Origin of the sequence: Pseudonocardia sp. D17, from assembly GCF_036984265.1 — a bacterium.
GTDB classification, from domain to species: domain Bacteria; phylum Actinomycetota; class Actinomycetes; order Mycobacteriales; family Pseudonocardiaceae; genus Pseudonocardia; species Pseudonocardia benzenivorans.
This window is the reverse complement of sequence record NZ_BPRG01000217.1, coordinates 215,537-235,351: the sequence shown is the minus strand read 5'-3', so window position 1 is coordinate 235,351 and position 19,815 is coordinate 215,537. Positions and strand designations below refer to the sequence as shown.

The following is a 19,815-nucleotide window of genomic DNA, read 5'->3' as shown; positions in this document are numbered from 1 at the left end:
CTTCGTCGCGGGACTCACGCGGCGACCCTACGTGGCGGGTCCGACGCTCATGAGGGCAGCACGGCCGTCAGGGCCGCGACGACCTCGTCGGACCCCGGTTCGGTCCGCGGCCGGAACCGGGCGACGACCGTCCCGTCGGGCGCGAGCAGGAACTTCTCGAAGTTCCACTGCACGTCGCCCGCCTCGCCCGAGGCGTCGGGGTGCGCGGTGAGCCGCTGGTAGAGCGGGTGCCGGCCGGGGCCGTTGACCTCGACCTTCTCGGTCAGCGGGAAGCTCACGCCGTAGGTCGTCGAGCAGAACGTCGCGATCTCCTCGGGCGACCCGGGCTCCTGGCCCCCGAACTGGTTGCACGGGACACCCAGGACGGTGAAGCCGCGGTCGGCGAAGCGCTCCTGGAGCTCCTCCAGCGCCGTGTACTGCGGCGTCAGCCCGCAGCGCGAGGCCACGTTGACCACGAGGACGGCCTTGCCGGCCAGGTCGGGGAGGTCCGCGCCGTCGAGTGCGGCGATGTCGGCGTCGAGCACGGCAGCCATGATCCGCACGCTACCCCTGCCGTGACCGGCGTTACCGGCCATGGCGAGCAACGCCACTCACGGCCGGCGGGCCCACGATCGGCTGCTCACGAGTCGGCGGCCCACCCGGCGGGGTCACATCGCCCGGTAGTCCTTCGGCGAGTAGCGCGGGCCGAAGCGCGGGCGGCGGAAGCCCGACAGCTCGACGTACCGGACGGCCCGGTGCCGTTGCGGTACGTAGGGTTCGAGGACGGCGAGCATCCCGGCGTCGTCGAGCGGACGACCCACGAGCGCCCAGCCCACGACCGTCGGGATGTGGAAGTCGCCGAAGCTCACGGCGTCGGCGTCGCCCCAGGCGCGCTGCGCGGTCTCGGCCGCGGTCCAGACGCCGATGCCGGGGACGCGCCGCAGCAGGATGCGCCCGTCCTCACCGCCGAGGTCGGCCGCCGCCTCGAGCCGGTGCGCGACGGCCGCGCAGGCGAGGATCGCCCGCCGTCGCGCCGAGTCGACCCCGGCGCGGTGCCACTCCCAGTCGGGGATCGCGCGGGTGCGCTCCGGCGACGGCGGCACCCGCATCCCGTCGGGCGCGGGCCCCGGCGCGGGCTCACCGAAGCGTCGGCACAGCTCCCGCCAGGACCGCCGCGCCTCGGTGCCGGTGACCTTCTGCTCGAGGATCGCGGGGAACAGCACGTCCCAGACCCGCCGCGTCGCGCCCAGCCGCAGACCCGGCAGCCGTCGCGCCGCGTCCTCGACCAGCGGGTGGTGGGCGACGAACGAGTCCGGGTCGTCGTCCGCGCCCAGCAGGGCGGGCAGGTGCTCGACCGACCACGCCGCACCCGGACCCCACGCCGCGGCGACGACCGTCCCGTCGGTCCGCCGGTGCACGCGCAGGGTCGCCGCGCCGTCGGGGGTGGTGCCGGTGCGCCAGATCGCGCCGCCGTCGGCGGCCGAGTGCCAGGTCGGGTCGCCCCGGCCGCGCCGCAAGGGCGCGAGGACTCCCGCGACGTCGAGGCGGAAGGCCGGGCGCCACTCGCGTTCCAGGGGTTCCGGCACCGGCTACACGTCCGGGGAGAAGCGCACGCCGCCGGCGGGCAGCACCACGTCGGGCCAGATGCGCATGCCGCCGCGCAGCTCGCAGGCCTCGCCGACGACCGCGCGGTCGCCCACGACCGTGTCGACGACGCTCGCGCCGGCCCCGACCCGGGCACCGGCCCCGACCACGGAGTTCTCGACGGTCGCGCCCGCGCCGACGACCGCGCCGTCGAACAGCATGCTCCCCACGACCCTGGCCCCCGTCCCGACCTGCGCGTCCACCCCCACGACCGTGCCGCCCGCGACGTGCGCGTCGGCCGCGACCTCGGCGCCCGCGAGCCGCAGCGCGTCGCCGGTGGGGCCGGGCAGCGCGTCGGAGGGTGCGATGCCGCGCACCAGGTCGGCCGAGCCCTGCACGAGGTCGGCGGGGGTGCCCATGTCGCGCCAGTACGCGTCGTCGACGTGGCCCGAGATCCGCGATCCGGCCGCCAACAGCCCGGGGAACGTCTCGCGCTCCACCGACACCGCGCGGCCCGCCGGGATCGCGTCGATCACCGCGCGGCGGAAGACGTAGCAGCCGGCGTTGATCTGGTCGGTGGGCGGGTCCGGGGTCTTCTCGAGGAACTCGAGGACGCGCCCGTCGGGGTCGGTGGGCACGCAGCCGTAGGCCCGCGGATCGGGGACGCGGACCAGGTGCAGCGTGACGTCGGCCTGCGTGTCGCGGTGGGTGGCCACCACGGCGCGCAGGTCGGTCCCGCACAACACGTCGCCGTTGAACACGAGCACGTCGTCGGCGGTGAGGTGCCCGGCGACGTTGCGGATGCCGCCGCCCGTGCCCAGCGGCTCGTCCTCGACGACGTAGGTCAGGTCCAGGCCGAGCGCCGCACCGTCGCCGAAGTGCTTCTCGAACGTCTCCGCCAGGTACGACGTGCCGAGCACGACCCGGCGCACGCCCGCCGCCCGGATGCGCGAGAGCAGATGGGCGAGGAAGGGGACGCCGGCGGTCGGCAGCATCGGCTTCGGCGCGGAGAGGGTCAGCGGCCGCAGCCGCGTGCCCTGCCCGCCGACCAGCACCACGGCCTCGACGTCGTGCAACACCTGTCCGTCCCCCTCGTCGTGGCGTCCCGCGGACGCCCACCTCATCCTGCCGGTCGGCCTGCCCGGCCCGCGGCCCCCGCCCCGCGCGCGGCCAGCAGCGCCCGGGCGGCGATGCCACGCGGCCCGCCCCCGACCGTGCGCCGCGCGGCGGCGTGCCGCTCCGCCGGGGACTCGGGGACGTCCGGCACAGCGTCCCGCACCGCCCGCGCCGAGGGGACGGCGACCCGGAGCCAGCCGGCCTCGTCCAACCGGCGGGCGAGGTCCAGGTCGGCGAACGGGGCGGCGAGGCGCGCGTCCCAGCCACCGACCGACTCCAGGGCCGCGCGCCGCAGCAGCACCGCGGGGCCGGGGAGGTCGGCGGGCGGGGTGACGACGTCGGGTGCCAGCCGCGCGAGCAACGCGTCGCCGACCCAGCGACCCGGCAGTGCCGGGGCCGGCGACGACCCCTCCAGCCGAGGGACCAGCGCGCCCGCCCGGGGAGTGTCCCGGGCCGCCGCGCGCAGCGCCGCGACGGCGTCGTCGTCCCAGGTCACACCGACCTCGGTGACGAGGACGAACGCGACCTCGGGCCCCAGCGTCACGACGGCGCGGTTCACCGCCGCGGGCCGGCCCAACCGCTCGCCGAGGTCGATCACGCGGGCGCCCGGCAGCTCCGCGGGCGCGGGGTCGCCCGCGACGAGCACGACCTCGTCGACGAGACCCAGTGACGTGAGGCAGCGCTTGACGTCGTCGACCGACCCGTTCCCCGCGACGACCACGGCGCACGCCCCAGCCGCCTCGTCGCTCCCGGCCTCCACGGCGGCACCTTAACGGCCGGGTGCGGCCCCCGCCGACGGCGTCCGGCGGAGCCGTGACGTGCGGGCCCCGGTGAGGGCGCCCGGGTCGCGCGACCGGCTGATGCTCCGCCCGGAAGCGGCCCCGGCGGTCGCTCCGCCCGCGGGCGGCCCCGGCGGCCGCTCCGCCCGCAGGCGGCCCCGGCGGCCGCGACGACACAGACCGAGCGCAACCCAGGTGTCGTCCCGCGAGCGCGCGGGGACCGTGAGGTTGCGCCCGGGAGGGGGCAGCGCCGCACCGCACCGCCCGGGGCAGGGCCACACCGCCGCGCGGCCCCGCCCGGGGCAGCCGCTCGACCGCGCGCGGGAGCGTCCGGCGCGGCGGTCAGTCGTCGTCGGGGTCCTCGCCGTCGAGCTCGGCGAGTGCGGCCGCGGCGACGCGGTCCCCGGCCGTCGCGCCGACGACGAGGTGCTCGCGCCCCTCGGCCACCCGCCCGTCCTCGACGAGGAACAGCCCCAGCGCCGCGGCCGACCCCGGCTCCCGGTGCCGACGCGCCTCCCGGAGGTGCTGCTCGGCGTGCACGCGGTCGGCGCGGGTGGCGAGCAGGAACGTCGCGTAGGCGGTGTGGGCGCGCAGGGCACCGAGCTCGTCGGCGAGCCGGTAGAGCTCCTCGGCCTCCGCGTCACGCCGCGCCGCGGTCCGGGCGTCGGCCAGCGCGACGACGGTGTCGGGCCGCGCCCGGTCGGCGTAGCGCTCGGCGGCCTCGACGGCGGGCGCGAGCTCGTCGGCGTCGAGGAGGAACGAGACGAGATTGTCGACGGCCAGGCCGTCCCCGTCGTCGGCCGCGCGGGTGAGCACCTGGACGGCCTCGGCGTCACGCCCCATGTCGCGCAACAGGATCGCGAGGTCGTTGGCCGCGGCGGTCTCCCCCGTCGCGATCGCCAGCCGCAGTGCCTCCTCCGCGGCGTCGCGCTCGCCGATCTCGGCGAGCGCGATCCCGAGCCGGCCCGCGAAGCGCAGGTACCCGCGCTCGACCAGCAGCCCCAGCCATTCGGCCGCGGCGTGGAAGCTGCCGCTGTCGAGGTAGGCGTCGGCGAGGACGTCGGGTGCGGACGGCTCGCCGCGCGCGACGGCGCGGCGCAGCACCTCGACGGCGTCGAGCGCGAGGTCGCGGTTGAGCAGGTCGCGGCCCTGCGCGGTGAGCGGCTCGGCAACCGGGGGCGCGACCGGCGCCTGCGTCGCCCCGGCGCGCCCGGGATGTCCGTCGCGGGGTTGTGCGTCGAGCGGCTGCGCGGCAACGGGATCCGCCGCAACCGGAGCCGCGGCGAGGCCCGTGCCGACGGGCGGCACGGGGCCGTCGGCCCGCGCGCCGGGAACGGCCCCGACGGGCCCTGCGGCGGCCGACGGCTCACCGGCCGGCAGCGGTTCGCCGACCGGCACGCGGTCCGCGGTGCGCACCGGGCCGTCGGCGAGGACCGGGCCGTCGGCGAGGACCGGAGCGTCGGCCGGCACCGGGGCGTCGGCCAGGACCGGGACGTCGGCGACGACCTCGGTGGGCGCCGGCGCGGCCCCGACCGGAACGGTTCCCACGGCGAGACCGGCACCGGGATCGGGCAGGTCGAGAGCGGGCCGTCCCGGGCCGGGCCCGTCGCCGAAACGCTCGTCGAAACGCTCGTCGAAACGCTCGTCGAGGCGCTGGTCGAAACGCTCGTCGAAGCGCTGGTCGAAGCGCTCGTCGGAACCCCCGCGGACACCGCCGCCGGCCGGCTCGTCGAGGCGCTCGGCGGGCTCGCGCGCGGCGGCCTGCCGCGGTGCGCCCGGACCTCCCGAGGGCCGGTCCCGCCCATAGGTCTCGACCGGGGCGGCGTCGCCCGCCCGGAACCCGTCGCGGTCGACGACGTCGGGCTCGTGACGCGGGACCTCGTCGCGCACGATCTCGTCCCGCGGCGCGACCGGCTCCCGCTCCACGAGGTCGGCCGCCGCGAACGACGGGTCCGGCTGCGGCCGCTCGAGTCCGGTGGGCGGGTCCGTCGTCGCGTCGACCATGACGCCTCCTCGGTCGGTGCCCGAGGGCTACCCGTTCGACTCCCCCGATAGTCCCGCAGAACGGGGCGGACGGGGACCGGCGTTCAGGGGGTGGCGCGCGGCCGGTGGACGGCGACCACGCGCCGGTAGGCCAACCGGCGCAACGACTCCGGGACGAGCCGGTACCCGCCGCGGACGACGACGTTGCGCAACGCCTGCGCGGGCGTCGTGAAGCCCATGGCGTGGAACCGGCGCTGCAGCCGCAGCTCCGCGCGCAGCTGCCCGAGCCCACCGCGCCGGGCGTACGCGCCGGCCCCGATCCGGTAGCGCACCAGCGGCTCGGCCACGTTGGCCACCCGCGCCCCCGCCATGATCATCCGCGCCCAGAGGAGATAGTCCTCCATGAGCGCGAAGTCGCCGTACCCGCCGACCTGCTGCACCAGCGACCGGCGGAGGACGACCGTCGGATGGTTGAAGGGATCGGCGAACCGGGACCGGGCGCGGATCTCCTCCGGGCTCGTCGGCGGGATGCGCCTGCCGACCTCGACGGCGGCGTCGTCGGCGAACTCGATCAGGCCCGACCCGACGAGGTCGGCACCGGCCTCGACGATCGGCAGCTGGACGGCGAAGCGGTGCGGCTCGGAGACGTCGTCGGCGTCCATCCGGGCCACGATGTCGTGACCGGCCGCGGCGAGCCCGGCGTCGAGCGCGGGGCCCAGACCGCCGTTGCGCTCCAGCGCGACGATCCGCACGGGCACCGGTGACGAGGCGGCGAGCTCGTCGAGCGCCGCGGCGAGCACGGACCCGACGGGCCCGTCCCGGACGATCACGACCTCGTCGGGCCGGCGGTGCTGGTCGTCCACGCTGGACCGGAACGCCGCGGCGAGGAAGTCGGGCCGGTCGCCGGCCCACACCGGCAGCAGCAACGTGAACGGCTCGGACACGGACGGTGAGGGTAGTGCGACGGGAGCGGACCCGACCGAGGAGCCCCGGGCCGGGTGTGCGACACGCCGTCTCGATCACTCCCCGTGTCGCGGCCGCGTGATGCACAGTGTGTGACGCCGTTCGACGTCGCCGGGCCCGCCAGGCCCGGGGTGCGTCCGCACCGCCGTCCGGCGCACGCGACCGGGAGGGGGCACGTGAACCAGCGGACCGACGCCGCACGCCGCCCCGGCACCCGCACGGCCGACGACGCCGACCCCGCCCGCAGGACCCGCCCGCGCCGGCCCGCCTCCGCGACCGACGGGGCCGACGGGGCCGACGGGGCCGCTCGCCGCGCGGCCACGCCACGGGCGCCCGCGGACTGGCCGCGCCGGATACGGATCGGGACCGTCGTCGCGTCGGTGCTGGTGCTGCTGCTCACCGGCACGGCGTGGGGCCTGTACCGCGACGTCACCGCCGGCCTGACGACGACCGACGTGATCTTCGGCGGCGACGACGGCCAGGGGCTGAACATCCTGCTCGTCGGGATCGACAGCCGGACCGACGCACAGGGCAACCCACTGCCCAAGGCCGTCACCGACGCGCTGCACAGCGGCGCCGACACCGGCGTGCTCAACTCCGACACGATCATCCTGCTGCACCTGCCCGCCGACGGCGGCGCGGCGGTGGCCTTCTCGATCCCGCGCGACTCCTACGTCTCCATCCCCGGCTACCGCAAGGACAAGATCAACGCGGCGTACCCGGCGACGAAGGCGCTGGCGGCCGCGGACCTCGTCAAGCAGCGCAAGAGCGCCAAGGAGGTCGACACGGAGTCGTCGGCGGCGGGGCGCAGCAAGCTCATCGAGACCGTCCAGGACCTCACCGGGGTCCACGTCGACCACTACGCCGAGATCAACCTGCTGGGCTTCTACAACCTGACCCAGGCCGTCGGCGGCGTCGACGTCTGCCTGAAGAACCCGGTCAGCGACGAGCTGTCGGGCGCGAACTTCCCCGCCGGGCCGCAGACGATCTCCGGCGCGGCGGCGCTGTCGTTCGTCCGGCAGCGCCACGGGCTGCCGGAGGGCGACCTGTCCCGAATCCGCCGTCAGCAGGTGTTCCTCGCCGCGATGGCCGACAAGATCCTCTCCAGCGGCACCCTCACCAACCCCTCGACACTCGGCGCTCTCGTCGACGCCGCCCAGAAGTCGCTGGTCATCGACTCGGGGTGGGACCTGCTCGGCTTCGCGCGGCAGGCGTCGGACATCGCCGCGGGGCACATCGAGTTCATGACGATCCCCACGCAGGGCGGGCAGAGCAACGACCGTGGCGACGTCGTGCTCGTCGACCCGGGGCAGGTGAAGAAGTTCGTCACCGACCGGACCGAGGCGACCGACGACGTCGCGTCGTCCGCGGCGACGACACCGCCCGCCGCCGACGACGCACCCGCGGTCCCCCCGCACACCGTCACCGTCGACGTGGGCAACGCCTCCGGCCGGACGGGCCTGGCCGGTCAGGTCGCCGACACCCTCAGCGCGGCGGGCTACGTGCGCGGGACGGTGGGCAACGCGCCGACGGCCGCGACGACGGCCGTGCGCTACTCGTCCGACTCCGCGGAGGCGGGGGCACGCGCGGTCGCGGCGAAGCTGGGCGGGCTGCCCGTCGTCAAGGCGGCCGACGCGCCCGCCGGACGGGTGCAGGTCGTGCTGGGCACCGACGGGGCGGGACCCGGCGGCACCGGTGGCGCCACCTCGAGCCCCGGGACGACGCCCGGCGCCGCTCCCGGCGACGCGGCCGCCCCCGCCGTCAACGCCGGCGGCGTACCGTGCATCGACTGATCCGCTCCCCGTACGTGAGGCCCGTCCCGTGACGCTGACCGCCGCCCTGCTCGACCCGATCCTGCGGGCGAACCCGGCCCGCCCGCTGATCACCTTCTACGACGACGCGACGGGCGAGCGCATCGAGCTCTCCGGCGTGACGACGGCGAACTGGGCGGCCAAGACGGCCAACCTGCTGCGCGACGAGTGCGACGTCGAGACCGGCACGACCGTCGCCGCGATGCTGCCCGCGCACTGGCAGACGGCCGCGGTCCTGCTCGGCGCCTGGTGGTGCGGCGCGCACGTCGTCGCGACGCCCGCCGAGGCCGACTGGGTGCTCTGCGACGGCGACCGCGTCGACCTCGCGCTCGCCGCGGCCCCGTCGGGCGGGGTGGTCGCGCTCTCCCTCGACGCGTTCGGCCGCGGCCTCGACGGCCTGCCGGCCGGCGTGATCGACTACGCGACCGAGGTCCGCAGCCACGGCGACGACTTCGTCCCCTGGGAGCCCGTCGACGACTCCGCGCCCGCCCTCGACGGCCGCTCGATCGTCGAGGTGCTCGACACCGCCCGCCGCCGCGCCGGGGAGCTCGACATCACCCCGACCGACCGGGTGCTGTCGATGGCCGAGTGGTCCAGCAGCGACGGGCTCGTCGACGGGCTGCTGTCGGTGCTGGCCGTCGGCGCGTCGCTCGTGCAGTGCCGCAATCCGGACATGGGCCGGCTGATCGCGCGGGCCGCCGCGGAGAAGTGCACCCGGCGGCTGTGACGGGCCCCTGAGCTGCGGCGGGGCCGCCGTCGGGCTCACGCGGGCCGCATGGCACCGTTGTCGGGTGGACACCGTGACCGCTCATGACGTCGACCTCGCGGCCGAACGGCTGCGCGCGGTGATCGGCCCGAGCCCGCTGCAGATCTCGCCGCGGCTCTCCGACGCCGTCGGCGGCGAGGTCTGGCTCAAGCGCGAGGACCTGCAGCCCGTGCGATCCTACAAGATTCGCGGTGCCTACAACCTGATCGCGCAGCTCTCGCCGGAGCAGCGCGAGCGCGGCGTCGTCTGCGCGAGCGCCGGCAACCACGCGCAGGGCGTGGCGTTCGCCTGCGCCAGGCTCGGGGTCAAGGCGCGGGTCTACCTGCCGCGCACCACGCCGCGCCAGAAGCGCGACCGGGTCGCCAAGCTCGGCGGCAAGGTGGTCGACGTGATCGTCGTCGGCAACGCCTACGACGACGCCGCCGCGGCCGCCGCCCTCGACGCCGAGCGCAACGGCGCGACCCTCGTCCCCGCGTTCGACGACGCCCGCACCGTCGCGGGGCAGGGCACCGTCGCGCGCGAGATCATGAGCCAGCTCGGCAGCGAGCCCGACCTGGTCGTGGTGCCCGTCGGCGGCGGGGGGCTGCTCGCCGGCATGACGACGTACCTGCGCGAACGGCACCCCGGCGTCGGCATCGCCGGCGTGGAGCCCGCGGGCGCCGCGAGCATGACGGCCGCGCTCGCCGCCGGCGGTCCGCTGCCGCTCACCGACCTCGACCCCTTCGTCGACGGTGCTGCGGTCCGGCGCGTGGGCGACACGACCTTTCCGATCGTCCGCGACGCCGACATCCCCTTGACACCCGTCGCCGAGGGCCGCATCTGCATGGAGATGCTCGCGCTCTACCAGACCGACGGGATCATCGCCGAGCCCGCGGGTGCCCTCGCGCCGGCCGCGATCGACGCACTGCCGATCCCCCGCGGCTCGGTGACCGTCTGCATCCTCTCCGGCGGGAACAACGACGTCAGCCGCTACGCCGAGATCGTCGAACGCGCCCTGATCCACGAGGGCCGCAAGCACTACTTCCTCGTCGACTTCCCCCAGGAGCCGGGCGCGCTGCGCGGCTTCCTCGACGACGTCCTCGGCCCCGACGACGACATCACGCTCTTCGAGTACGTCAAGCGCAACAACAGGGAGACCGGTCCGGCACTCGTCGGGATCGAGCTGGGCCGCCCCGAGGACCTCGAGGGGCTGCTCGCCCGCATGGAGAGCGCGCCCCCGCACATCGAGCGCATCCCGCCGGACTCCCCGCAGTTCCGCTTCCTGCTCTGAGCGGCGACCGGCCGGGCGTCCCTCACAGCGGAGCCGCCCGTCACAGCGGGTCCGTGCTGGTCGTGCCGCGGTCGTCGGTGTGGGCCGGGCCCCGCGGCGCGCCGGGCCGGTCCGCGCGGGCGGCCAGCTCTGCGCCGACGACCGCGGCCGACACCAGCAGGACCCCGAGCACGACGAGCCACGACAGCAGCACGAACGCGATGCCGATCAGCCCGTAGCGGTCGGCCTGGTGCGCGGCGACGGGTGGCAGGTAGATGTCGGACACGGTGATGACCGCGAGCTGGCCGAGCCCCGTGACGATCGTCCCGGGGAGCAGGGCGCGCGGGCCGATGCGCCTGCCGAGCATCAGGTACTGCACGGGCCACCACAGCAGCGCGGCGCCGACCGCGTGCGCCACGGCGGCGATCAGCGCCGACCCGGTGAACACTCCGAGCAGCGGCGAGAGGACGACCACCGCGACGACCTCGGCCAGCAGCGCAGTCGCGCCGAGCAGGCCCGGCCACAGCCCGGCCAGGCCGGGCGCGGGGAGCCCCCAGGCCGCGACGAAGGCGCGCTGCATGGTCCGGGTGAACCCGACCAGCGAGACGACGAGCACGACGGCCCCCGCCGCGGTCGCGGGCGCGGTGACCTCACCGCCGGTCCGCAGGAGACCGAGCACCACCGCGGCCGCGTCGCCGGACAGCCCCAGGTTCGCGACGAGCTGGTCGCCGAGGCTCGCGCGGCGTGCCGGCGGCACCGTCGCGACGACGACCATCAGCATCGGCACGAGCGTCACGAAGGCCTGTGCGGCCAGGGCCAACGCCCGGTCGTAGCCGTCGATCGCGGTGAAGCGAGCGAGCACCCGGCCCGGGAACGACGCCGCTCCCCACGCGGCCCACGCGTCGACACGCAGGCGCCACGACGACCGCCCCGCCATCACCCGTCGCCCGGCCGTTCGGTGAGGGGCTCGACGTCGGAGGGCCCGTCGGCCGGCTCCCCGGGCTCGGCCTCGGCGCGCCCGTCGCGGGGCGGGACGTCGGCGACGGCGCTGCTGGTCAGCAGGCGGGACACCCACCGCGTGCCGGGATCGATGTCGACGAGCAGCGCCTTGGTCAACAGCGTGAGCGGGATGGCCAGCAGTGCCCCGAGCGGGCCGACGACCCAGCCCCAGAACACCAGCGACAGGAAGGTCAGCGTCAGCGAGAGGTCCACGGCGTCGCCGACGTACTTCGGCTGGATGACGGACTGGATCACGAAGTTGATGACGCAGTAGACGACGATGACGATCACCATCAGCTTCGGCCCGCCCTCGAGCAGCCCGAGGATCGCCGGCGGCGCGAGCCCGATGATGAACCCGATGTTGGGGATGTAGTTGGTGATGAAGGCCAGCAGCCCCCACAGCAGGGGCAACGGGATGCCCAGCGCCCACACCGCGATCGTGTCGGCCACCGCGACGATCAGCCCGAACACCGTCGTGACGACGAGGTAGCTGCGGGTCCCGCGGGCGAACGTCTCCAGCGCCGTGACGATGCCGGGTCGCTCCCCCGTCAGGGACCGCACACCGCGGCCGAACCGGGCCGCGTCGATGCCCATGAACAGGAGCAGGGCGAGGATGAAGACGAGGTCGGAGAACGCACCGGTCAGGCCGACGAGGACGTCGCCCACCAACCCCGCGATCGTGCCGAGGTCGATCTGCGACAGCGCCGCGCGCACCTGCTCGTGCCCGACCCCGAGGCTCGCCAGCAGGGCGTCGACGTCACCGAGCAGCGCCGCGAACCGGTCCTGATAGGACGGCAGCAGCGTCGCCAGCCGGGCCACCGACAGTGCCAGCGCGGCCGCCAGCGCGATGACGACCGCGAACGTCGCGAGCAGGGTCAGCAGGGTGGCCAGCCACACCGGGACGCCGCGCCCGCGCAGCCGGCCCATCAGCGGATGCACCGCGACGGTGAGCATGAGCGCGAGGAAGACCGGTCCGAGTATCGACGAGAAGGCCTTCAGCCCGGCGACCGTGACCACGGCCGCGGCGACGCTCAGCAGGACGATCAGCCCGCGCGGCAACGAGGAGGACGGCACGGCGGGGCCGGGCGAATCGGTCATCGCCGGATTCTGACCCATCCGCGGGCCCCGGACGGTGCGATCCGGTGTGGACGGTGCCCGTGTCGCCCGGACGAACGGCCGACCACGGGCCGGACGGACGGCGCAGCCGCGCGAACGGGGCGCGCGACCGCGCCGTCGGTCCGGCCGGGACGGCGGGGGTTACCTCAGGGGTTGCTTCAGGGGGTTACTTCAGCAGGGCGCGCGCCATGACCATGCGCTGGACCTGGTTGGTGCCCTCGTAGATCTGGGTGATCTTCGCGTCGCGCATCATGCGCTCGACGGGGAAGTCCCGGGTGTAGCCGGCACCACCGAGGACCTGGACGGCGTCCGTGGTCACGGACATCGCGACGTCGGACGCCATGCACTTGGCGGCGCTGGAGATGAAGCCCAGGTTCGGCTCGCCACGCTCGGCCCGCGACGCGGCGACGTACACGAGCTGGCGCGCGGCCTCCACCTTCATCGCCATGTCGGCGAGCATGAACTGCAGGCCCTGGAACTCGGCGATGGCCTTGCCGAACTGCCTGCGGTCCTTGGCGTAGGCGATCGCGACGTCGAGCGCGCCCTGGGCGATGCCGACGGCCTGCGCCCCGATCGTCGGACGGGTGTGGTCGAGGGTGCGCAGCGCCGTCTTGAAGCCGGTGCCCTCCGCGCCGATGATCCGGTCACCCGGGATGCGGCAGCCCTGGAAGTAGATCTCGCGGGTCGGGGAGCCCGCGATGCCGAGCTTGCGCTCCTTGGGCCCGACCTCGAAACCGGGGTCGTCGCGGTGCACGGCGAACGCGGAGATCCCGTTGGCACGCTTCTCCGGGTCGGTGACGGCCATGACCGTGTACCAGGTCGACTCGCCCGCGTTGGTGATCCAGCACTTGGTACCGTCGAGGATCCAGTCGTCGCCGTCGCGGCGGGCGCGGGTGCGCATCGACGCCGCATCCGACCCCGCCTCGCGCTCCGACAGCGCGTAGCTGATGCCCGCGCCGCGTGCGATGTCGGACAGCACCAGCTGCTTGAGCTCCTCCGAGCCCGACAGCAGGATCGGGATCGAGCCCAGCCCGTTGACCGCCGGGATCAGCGACGACGACGCGCAGACCCGCGCGACCTCCTCGATGACGATGCAGGCGGCCAGCTCGTCGGCCCCCTCCCCGCCGTACTCCTCGGGGATGTGGACCGCGTGGAACCCGGCCTTGACCAGCGCGTCGCGGGCCTCGACGGGGTAGCGCGCCTGCTCGTCGACCTCCGCGGCGAACGGGGCGATCTCCTTCTCGGCCAGGGCCCGCACCGCCTCGCGGAGGGCCTCGTGCTCGTCGCTGAGCCGGTAGGTGTCGAAGTCGGCGTTCATCGTCCCGTTCCTGTGGAGGTCAGTTCCTGTGGAGGTCGCAGTGATGTGCCTCGATCGTAACGGCACGCAGTGCCACCAATCAATGCGTCGACGGGACGGAGTGCTGTTAAGCTCACAACCCATGGGAGCTCCGGTCCGACGTGGACGGTCCGCCGCCGGCCGTGCCGAGGTGCGGGGTGAATTGGTGCGCGCGGCGCTCACCCTGTTCACCGAGAAGGGGTACGACGAGACGACCGTCGACGACGTCGCGGCCGCAGCGGGCGTCGGACGCCGCACGTTCTTCCGCTACTTCCGCGGTAAGGAGGACGCGGTCTCCCCCGACCACGAGACCTGCCTCGCGCGCGTCGACGAGGTCTTCGCGACGGCCCACGACAGCGAGCCGCTGACGCCCCTCGTGCTGCGCGCCGGCGACCGGGTCTTCGACCTCTACCTCGACAACCCCGCCGAGGCCAGCGCGCGCTTCGCGCTGACCCGCAACGTCCCCGCGCTGCGCGACCGCGAGGCCGCGAGCGTCGACCGCTACCGGCGGCTGTTCGGCAGGCGGCTGCGCGAGCGGCTCGTCGGCCGGCCGGACGGTGAGCTCGTCGCGGCCGTCACGGCCGCCGCGGTCGTCGCCGCGCACAACCATGCGCTGCGGACCTGGCTCGTCGACGGCGCCCGCCCCGAGGAGGCCGACGCCTGCCGCGCCGCGTTCCGCCGGGTCGAGACGATGCTGCCGGTCGCCCCCGACCGTCCCGACGACCTCGCCGAGATCGCCCGCCGCCTCGAGCGTGCCGCCGACCGCCTCGACCGCGCGGGCCCGGCGCACTGATCTGCCGCGCTCGACGCGTGTGCAGTGTCGGTGCGCGCCCGTACCCTGCCCGATATGTCGGAACCGGGCACGCCGCAGGAGTACATCGACACCCTGGCCGAACCCCGCCGTGGCGACATCGCCGCGCTCGACGCGCTGATCCGCGAGGCCGCGCCGGACCTCGAACCCGTGCTCGCCGGACGGATGCTGGGCTACGGGCCGTTCCACTACCGTTATGCCAGCGGCCGGGAGGGCGACGCCACCCTCATCGCGCTGGCGTCCCGGAAGCGCTACATCTCGGTGTACGTGCTGTGCTCCACCGAGGGTGCCTACCTCGCCGAGCGGTACGCGCCGCGGCTGACGGGGGCGTCGGTCGGGAAGTCGTGCGTGCGGCTCCCACGCCCCGCCGCCGTCGACACCGCGGTCCTGCGGGAGCTCGTGGGGAGGCGGCCCGGCTCGGCCCGGCCGATGCCACGACCGCCGGACATGCGTGATCCCCGGGCCGCACCTGACGGCGCGTGATCGGGCTGGACGGGCCCGAACCCGGGGATCGCGGGTGACTGCCTGGAATTCGCCGGTACCACATTCCGGCTTCCATCGGCCGTCGGAGATCGTCCCGTGGTACTAGCGGACAGCCACCTCACAAGTCCAGCAGCTATTCAACGTCGGACCACCTCCTCTCCTGTGTACCGCCACGCTACGTCCGCACCCGACCACGCGGCAACGGCAATTCACGGAGGACCGTCACACCCTCCCCGCGCCGTCGCGGGGTGCCGTCGCAGGGCGGCGCTCACTCGCCCCGCGCTTCGCGCAGGGCGGCGCTCACTCGCCCCGCGCTTCGCGCAGGGCGGCGTCCTTGGCCAGCACCGAGTCGGCGAGGTCCCGCTGGAACCGGACCATGCGGGCGCGCAGGGCGTCGTCGGCCGCGGCGAGGATCCTGACCGCCAGGAGTCCCGCGTTGCGCGCCCCGCCCACCGCGACGGTGGCCACCGGGACGCCGGCGGGCATCTGGACGATCGAGAGCAGGGAGTCGAGCCCGTCGAGCCGGGCGAGCGGGACGGGCACGCCGATCACCGGCAGCGGGGTCGCCGCCGCCACCATGCCCGGCAGGTGCGCCGCACCGCCGGCGCCCGCGATGATCACCCGCAGCCCGCGCGACTCGGCCTCGGCCGCGTAGTCCAACATCCGCTGCGGCGTGCGGTGCGCGGAGTAGACGCCGACCTCGCAGGGCACGTCGAACTCCGCGAGCGCCTCGGCGGCGGCCTCCATGACCGGCCAGTCCGAGTCGCTCCCCATGATCACGCCCACCTGGGCCTCGTCCGACGTCACGATGCACGCTCCGATCCGGTCCGGGCACCCGTCGCGGGGCCGTCGTGGACCGACCAGCCGTCGGTCCAGGTCGCGGTGGACAGCCAGGTCGCCGCGAGGGCCGCGCGCTCGCGCACCGCCGCCGGGTCGTCGCCGAGCGCCGTCACGTGCCCGACCTTGCGCAGCGGGCGCTCTGTCTTCCCGTACAGGTGCACCTTGACGTCGGGGAACCGCGCCATCAGGTGGTGCAGCCGCTCGTCGACGCTCATCCCCGGCTGCTCCGCGGCGCCCAGCACGTTCGCCATCACGACGACGGGCGCCGTCATCGCCACGTCGCCCAGCGGGTAGTCGAGCACCGCGCGCAGGTGCTGCTCGAACTGCGACGTCCGGGCGCCCTCGATCGTCCAGTGGCCCGAGTTGTGCGGCCGCATCGCCAGCTCGTTGACGACGAGCCCGTCCGCGGTGTCGAACAGCTCCACCGCGAGCAGCCCGACGACGTCGAGCTCGTGGGCCAGCCGTAGCGCGAGCTGCTGCGCGGACACGGCCGTGGACTCGGCGAGTCCCGGCGCGGGCGCGAGGACCTGCACGCACTGGCCGTCCTCCTGCACCGTCTCGACGACGGGCCAGCCCGCGGCCTGCCCGAACGGCGACCGCGCGACCTGCACGGCCAGCTCCCGGCGCATGACGACGGCCTGCTCGACCATCAGCGGCGTCCCGGCGGCGAGCAGCTGGGCGACCAGGTCGGGGTCGGCCGCGTCGAGCATCCAGACGCCGCGGCCGTCGTAGCCGCCCCGCACCGCCTTGAGCACGACCGGCCAGCCGTGCTCGGCCCCGAACTCCTCGACCTGCGCGGGCTCGGTGATCTCGGCGTAGGCCGGGATCGGAGCACCCAGCTCGGCCAGCCTGCGACGCATGACGAGCTTGTCCTGCGCGTGCAGCAGTGCGTCGGGCCCGGGGCGCACGGCGGCGCCCGCGGCGACGAGCTCGCGCAACCGCTCCTGCGGCACCTGCTCGTGGTCGAAGGTGACCACGTCGCAGCCCACGGCGAAGGCCTTCATCGCGGCGGCGTCGTCGGCGGTCCCGAGGTGCACGTCGGGCGCGACGAGCGCGGCAGGCTCGTCGGGGCGCACGGCCAGCACCCGCAACGACTGGCCCAGCGCGATCGCCGCCTGGTGCGTCATGCGGGCGAGCTGCCCCGCCCCCACCATCCCGACGACCGGCATCCTCGCGTTCCCACCCGTGCCCACGGGCTGCAGAGCCTATGCGGTGCCCGGCCGGTCGCCGCCGATGGGATGGGTGATTTCTGGCGGGTCCCGGCAGGCGGGGCCGAACGGTCGTACCGGGGTGCCCGGGCCGCGCGGACACGTCGGGGCCCCGGAGGACGCGGGCGGGGGTCGCCCTGGCGACCCGGCCGCGGCGGGGGATCCGTCGCGGGACACCGGGTCCGGACACTCCGTCCGTTCGGCCCCCGGGCCTGCCCCGGCCGCCCGCACCAGCGGCGGGTCTGGCACGATCGATCAGGTGTCAGTGGTCGAATCCGTTCTGCTGAGCATCCCGCAGCCGTATCGCGACATCGCGATCAAGCACCGCGAGCTGGTCAAGTTCGCGGTCGTCGGCGGCACCACCTGGGTCATCGACACGGTGGTGTTCCTGGTGCTCAAGGCCGGCGTGCTCGAGCCCAAGCCGATCACGGCGAAGGTCATCGCAGTGCTGGTGGCCACGATCGTGTCCTACGTGCTCAACCGCGAGTGGTCGTTCCGCACCCGCGGCGGCCGTGAGCGCCACCACGAGGCCGCGCTGTTCTTCCTCATCAGCGGCATCGGCGTCGCCGTCTACACCGCGCCGCTCGCGATCTCGCGCTACCTGCTCGACCTGCGGGTCCCCGACATCTCGATGTTCGGCCAAGAGGTCTCCGACTTCGTCGCGGGCCAGATCATCGGCACCATCGTCGGCATGATCTTCCGCTGGTGGGCCTTCCGCAGGTTCGTCTTCCCCGACACCGACGTCCGCCGCCAGCAGCCCGTCGCGCACTCCGGGGACTGACCGGCGGACCGATCCCGGTCAGCGGATCCCGGTCGGCGGATCCCGGTCGGCCGGTCCGCGTCAGCGCGGTGTGCCCGCCGGTCGCGGCGGCCCGACGACGTCCTCGGCCCGCGCCACCGGCAGGAAGATCGTGAACAACGGCGGGCGCGCCCGGGAGAGCTCGAGGCGGCCGCCGTCGGCCTCGACGAGCGCCCGGGCCAGCGCGAGCCCCAGGCCCGTCGAGGAGTTGACCGACACGCCGCGGTCGAACACGTGCGGCACGAGCTCCTCGGGGATGCCCTGACCGCTGTCGGTGACCTCGATGATCAGCAGGTCGTCCCGGGCGCGGGCGCTCAGCGTCACCGGTCCGGCGCCGTGCCGCATCGCGTTCTCGACGAGTGCGCCGACCGCTTCACGCAGCCGCGCCGGTGTCACCCTGGCCATGAGCCCGTCCGGCACCCGCAGCTTGAGCTGGCGCCCGGCGCTGCGCAGCGTGGGGCGCCACTCGTCGGCGACCGAACGCAGCCCGGCCCGCAGGTCGACCGGCTCGGCCCCGGCAGCACGGGCCAGCCGGGCGGCCTCCAGCAGGTCGTCGAGGACCTGGGTGAGCCGCTCGGTCTGCTCCAGCGCGGCCAGCGCCTCCCGGCGGGCGCTGGGATCGGGGTGGGTGCTCAGCTCGTCGAGCCGCAGTTGCAGCGCCGTCAGCCTGCTGCGCAGCTGATGGGACACGTCGCCGACCAGCGCGCGCTCGCGCTGCACCAGTTCGGCGAGGGCGGACGCCGACGCGTCGAGCACGTCGGACACCCGGTCGAGCTCGGGGACCCCGTAGCGGTGCGGTGCCGGCCGGAAGTCGCCCGCGCCGAGCCGTGCGGCGCGGTCGGCGACGTCGGAGAGGGGATGGGCCAGCCGGCGGGCCGTCACCGTCGCGACGAACGCGCCGACCCCCACCGAGAGCAGCACGAGCAGCAGCACGATGACGGTGACCTGGATCTGCTGGGCACGCATCGTCGAGAGCGGTTCGGCGAGGGTGAGCGAACCGCCGGAGCCGAACGGCAGCGTCTCGGTGACGGCCTCCGCCCCGACGTCGGCACCGAGCATCTCGGAAGGGCGGCCGGGGACCTGGATGGTCAGCCTGCCGCCGACCGGCACGGCGAGGCTGATCGCGGCCCGGTCGGCCTGGTCGACGATCTGGTCGTCGTCGACGCGGGCGACGATGCGTTCCAGCGCCGAGGTCAGCTCCGCGCGGGTGATGTCCTCGACGAGCTTCCACGTCGTGAACGCCAGCGGCCCGCCCAGCACCAGCGCCGTGATCATCACGACGAGCAACGTCGACTGGAGGATGCGGCGGCGCACGGCTCAGGCGTCCCGGCTCAGTCGTGGTTGAAGCGGAAACCGACCCCGCGGACCGTCGCGATCCGCCGCTCGCCGCCGATCTTGCGCCGCAGCCACGACATGTGCATGTCGAGGGTCTTCGACGTCTTCAGGTCGGGGTCGTTCCACACCTCGCGCAGGATCTCCTCGCGGGTGACGACCTGGCCCGCGCGCAGCATCAGCACGCGCAGCAGCTCGAACTCCTTGTTGGCCAGGCCCACCTCGACGCCGTCGACGAGCACCCGGCGGCCCGACAGCTCCATCCGGACGCCGCCGACCTCGACCATCTCGGGCGTGAGCCGGCGCAGCAGCGCGCGGACCCGGGCGAGCAGCTCCGCGAGCCGGAACGGTTTGCCGACGTAGTCGTCGGCACCGGCGTCGAGCCCGACGACGAAGTCGACCTCGTCGGTGCGGGCGGTGAGCATGAGGACGGGCAGGTCCGGGAAGTCCAGGCGCAGCCGCCTGCACACCTCGAGGCCGTCCATCCCCGGCAGGCCCAGGTCGAGGACGAGGAGGTCGACTCCGCCGCTGCGGACGTGCTCGAGGGCGGCGGTACCGTCGTCGGCGACGTCGACGTGGTAGCCCTCGCGTTGCAGGGCGCGGGAGAGCGGCTCGGCGATCGCCGCGTCGTCCTCGGCCAGCAGGACTGTCGTCACGCAGG

General features: G+C 75.0%; 19 protein-coding genes. 6 read left to right on the top strand and 13 right to left on the bottom strand.

What is annotated here, in order from left to right; all coding sequences use genetic code 11:
- Positions 1-47: 47 nt before the first annotated feature.
- The 6 genes from PSD17_RS30580 to PSD17_RS30555 form a co-directional block, all read right to left on the bottom strand.
- Complete coding sequence (locus PSD17_RS30580) at positions 48-533, bottom strand: glutathione peroxidase (RefSeq protein ID WP_339125889.1); 486 nt, start codon at positions 531-533, stop codon at positions 48-50.
- A gap of 114 nt (positions 534-647) precedes the next feature.
- Entirely contained in the window at positions 648-1,565 is a 918-nt protein-coding gene (locus tag PSD17_RS30575; protein ID WP_013677253.1) for a DNA-3-methyladenine glycosylase family protein, read from the bottom strand.
- Between the two features lie 3 nt (positions 1,566-1,568).
- Positions 1,569-2,687 (bottom strand): sugar phosphate nucleotidyltransferase, encoded by a 1,119-nt coding sequence (locus PSD17_RS30570; protein WP_103380047.1) that lies wholly within the window; start codon positions 2,685-2,687, stop codon positions 1,569-1,571.
- Positions 2,684-3,439 carry a glycosyltransferase family 2 protein gene (locus tag PSD17_RS30565; protein WP_339125886.1) on the bottom strand — a complete coding sequence of 252 codons (756 nt, stop codon included), beginning with the start codon at positions 3,437-3,439 and terminating at the stop codon, positions 2,684-2,686. The genes PSD17_RS30570 and PSD17_RS30565 overlap by 4 nt, the downstream gene beginning before the upstream one ends.
- 361 nt (positions 3,440-3,800) lie before the next feature.
- Entirely contained in the window at positions 3,801-5,462 is a 1,662-nt protein-coding gene (locus PSD17_RS30560) for a hypothetical protein (protein WP_339125885.1), read from the bottom strand.
- Between the two features lie 83 nt (positions 5,463-5,545).
- The gene (locus tag PSD17_RS30555; protein ID WP_339125884.1) at positions 5,546-6,385 is read right to left on the bottom strand and encodes a glycosyltransferase; all 840 of its coding nucleotides are present in this window, start codon (positions 6,383-6,385) and stop codon (positions 5,546-5,548) included.
- A 195-nt stretch (positions 6,386-6,580) separates the two neighbouring features.
- Here PSD17_RS30555 and PSD17_RS30550 point away from each other — a divergent pair, with 195 nt between their 5' ends.
- From PSD17_RS30550 to ilvA, 3 genes are all read left to right on the top strand, one after another.
- Positions 6,581-8,197: an LCP family protein gene (locus PSD17_RS30550; protein WP_339125883.1), complete on the top strand. Its 1,617-nt coding sequence runs from the start codon at positions 6,581-6,583 to the stop codon at positions 8,195-8,197.
- Positions 8,198-8,225: 28 nt separating this feature from the next.
- Positions 8,226-8,942, top strand: coding sequence for a TIGR03089 family protein (locus tag PSD17_RS30545; protein WP_339125881.1), 717 nt, complete (start codon positions 8,226-8,228; stop codon positions 8,940-8,942).
- A 73-nt stretch (positions 8,943-9,015) separates the two neighbouring features.
- Positions 9,016-10,251, top strand: a complete 1,236-nt coding sequence (ilvA, locus tag PSD17_RS30540; protein ID WP_013677260.1) for a threonine ammonia-lyase IlvA — start codon at positions 9,016-9,018, stop codon at positions 10,249-10,251.
- 40 nt (positions 10,252-10,291) lie between these two features.
- Here the strand turns inward: ilvA and PSD17_RS30535 are convergent, their stop codons facing one another.
- The 3 genes from PSD17_RS30535 to PSD17_RS30525 all read right to left on the bottom strand — a co-directional run bounded on the left by PSD17_RS30535 (position 10,292) and on the right by PSD17_RS30525 (position 13,663).
- Positions 10,292-11,167, bottom strand: a complete 876-nt coding sequence (locus tag PSD17_RS30535; protein ID WP_013677261.1) for a YhjD/YihY/BrkB family envelope integrity protein — start codon at positions 11,165-11,167, stop codon at positions 10,292-10,294.
- A complete protein-coding gene (locus PSD17_RS30530; protein ID WP_339125878.1) occupies positions 11,167-12,327 on the bottom strand; it encodes an AI-2E family transporter in 1,161 nt (386 codons plus the stop codon). The genes PSD17_RS30535 and PSD17_RS30530 overlap by 1 nt, the downstream gene beginning before the upstream one ends.
- A 184-nt stretch (positions 12,328-12,511) precedes the next feature.
- Positions 12,512-13,663: an acyl-CoA dehydrogenase family protein gene (locus PSD17_RS30525; protein WP_013677277.1), complete on the bottom strand. Its 1,152-nt coding sequence runs from the start codon at positions 13,661-13,663 to the stop codon at positions 12,512-12,514.
- A 121-nt stretch (positions 13,664-13,784) separates the two neighbouring features.
- Here PSD17_RS30525 and PSD17_RS30520 point away from each other — a divergent pair, with 121 nt between their 5' ends.
- Complete coding sequence (locus PSD17_RS30520) at positions 13,785-14,474, top strand: TetR family transcriptional regulator (RefSeq protein ID WP_041760020.1); 690 nt, start codon at positions 13,785-13,787, stop codon at positions 14,472-14,474.
- Between the two features lie 54 nt (positions 14,475-14,528).
- Positions 14,529-14,975, top strand: coding sequence for a DUF1801 domain-containing protein (locus PSD17_RS30515; RefSeq protein ID WP_339125875.1), 447 nt, complete (start codon positions 14,529-14,531; stop codon positions 14,973-14,975).
- Positions 14,976-15,275: 300 nt separating this feature from the next.
- On the opposite strand, the gene purE is transcribed toward PSD17_RS30515, so the two are convergent.
- Together purE and PSD17_RS30505 are read right to left on the bottom strand one after the other, a co-directional pair.
- Positions 15,276-15,782 carry a 5-(carboxyamino)imidazole ribonucleotide mutase gene (gene purE / locus PSD17_RS30510; protein WP_013677280.1) on the bottom strand — a complete coding sequence of 169 codons (507 nt, stop codon included), beginning with the start codon at positions 15,780-15,782 and terminating at the stop codon, positions 15,276-15,278.
- Positions 15,779-16,984: a 5-(carboxyamino)imidazole ribonucleotide synthase gene (locus PSD17_RS30505; protein ID WP_013677281.1), complete on the bottom strand. Its 1,206-nt coding sequence runs from the start codon at positions 16,982-16,984 to the stop codon at positions 15,779-15,781. The genes purE and PSD17_RS30505 overlap by 4 nt, the downstream gene beginning before the upstream one ends.
- A 298-nt stretch (positions 16,985-17,282) precedes the next feature.
- Here PSD17_RS30505 and PSD17_RS30500 point away from each other — a divergent pair, with 298 nt between their 5' ends.
- Positions 17,283-17,804 carry a GtrA family protein gene (locus PSD17_RS30500; RefSeq protein ID WP_041760021.1) on the top strand — a complete coding sequence of 174 codons (522 nt, stop codon included), beginning with the start codon at positions 17,283-17,285 and terminating at the stop codon, positions 17,802-17,804.
- Between the two features lie 60 nt (positions 17,805-17,864).
- On the opposite strand, the gene PSD17_RS30495 is transcribed toward PSD17_RS30500, so the two are convergent.
- On the bottom strand, positions 17,865-19,136 hold the full coding sequence (locus tag PSD17_RS30495; RefSeq protein WP_103380055.1) for an ATP-binding protein: 1,272 nt from the start codon (positions 19,134-19,136) through the stop codon (positions 17,865-17,867).
- A gap of 17 nt (positions 19,137-19,153) precedes the next feature.
- Complete coding sequence (locus PSD17_RS30490) at positions 19,154-19,810, bottom strand: response regulator transcription factor (RefSeq protein ID WP_013677284.1); 657 nt, start codon at positions 19,808-19,810, stop codon at positions 19,154-19,156.
- Positions 19,811-19,815 lie beyond the last annotated feature (5 nt).

Excerpts from the sequence above, each read along its gene's own strand:
- PSD17_RS30580 (WP_339125889.1), bottom strand. The coding sequence starts at position 533 with ATGGCTGCCGTGCTCGACGCCGACATCGCCGCACTCGACGGCGCGGAC.
- PSD17_RS30515 (WP_339125875.1), top strand. The coding sequence starts at position 14,529 with ATGTCGGAACCGGGCACGCCGCAGGAGTACATCGACACCCTGGCCGAA.
- PSD17_RS30570 (WP_103380047.1), bottom strand. The coding sequence starts at position 2,687 with ATGAGGTGGGCGTCCGCGGGACGCCACGACGAGGGGGACGGACAGGTG.
- PSD17_RS30535 (WP_013677261.1), bottom strand. The coding sequence starts at position 11,167 with ATGGCGGGGCGGTCGTCGTGGCGCCTGCGTGTCGACGCGTGGGCCGCG.
- PSD17_RS30560 (WP_339125885.1), bottom strand. The coding sequence starts at position 5,462 with ATGGTCGACGCGACGACGGACCCGCCCACCGGACTCGAGCGGCCGCAG.
- PSD17_RS30520 (WP_041760020.1), top strand. The coding sequence starts at position 13,785 with ATGGGAGCTCCGGTCCGACGTGGACGGTCCGCCGCCGGCCGTGCCGAG.
- PSD17_RS30525 (WP_013677277.1), bottom strand. The coding sequence starts at position 13,663 with ATGAACGCCGACTTCGACACCTACCGGCTCAGCGACGAGCACGAGGCC.
- PSD17_RS30530 (WP_339125878.1), bottom strand. The coding sequence starts at position 12,327 with ATGACCGATTCGCCCGGCCCCGCCGTGCCGTCCTCCTCGTTGCCGCGC.
- PSD17_RS30505 (WP_013677281.1), bottom strand. The coding sequence starts at position 16,984 with ATGCCGGTCGTCGGGATGGTGGGGGCGGGGCAGCTCGCCCGCATGACG.